This window comes from Serratia sp. M24T3, assembly GCF_000257645.1.
Taxonomy (GTDB): domain Bacteria; phylum Pseudomonadota; class Gammaproteobacteria; order Enterobacterales; family Enterobacteriaceae; genus Rouxiella.
In genome coordinates this window covers 1-457 of the sequence record NZ_AJHJ01000100.1, presented here as the reverse complement: position 1 = coordinate 457, position 457 = coordinate 1, and the positions used below count along the sequence as shown (strand labels likewise).

1 protein-coding gene is annotated in these 457 nt (G+C 46.6%); it reads left to right on the top strand.

Annotated elements, in window-relative coordinates:
* Positions 1-457, top strand: a 457-nt coding sequence (locus tag SPM24T3_RS24145; protein WP_037379882.1) for an MFS transporter, incomplete at both ends; no start/stop codon positions are given.

Here is a 457-nt window from a genome sequence, read left to right as displayed (position 1 = left end):
AAGTGCTTTTTAAGAGCCGGATGATGGTCGGCATTTACATTGGACAATACTGCATCACCGCGCTGCAATATTTCTTTATTACCTGGTTTCCAATCTATCTGGTGAAAGGACGCGGAATGAATATCCTTGAGGTGGGGTTTATCGCTGCATTACCAGCAATATGCGGTTTTTTTGGCAGTATTCTCTGCGGTATTCTTTCCGATAAGCTACTCAAGCGTCGTGGTTCTGTAACACTTGCCCGCAAGACACCTTTTATCATCGGTATGGCGTTGGCGTCGGGACTGGTATTTTGCAATTTTACCGACTCGATTTACGTTGTGGTGATATTGATGTGTTTAGCTTTATTTGGCAAAGGCCTTGCGCAAATCGGACTGGCAGTGGTCGTGGATACTTCACCGCCGGAAATTGTTGGGATGGCCACCGGTGTGTTCGGTATTGCTGGTAACATTTCGGGACG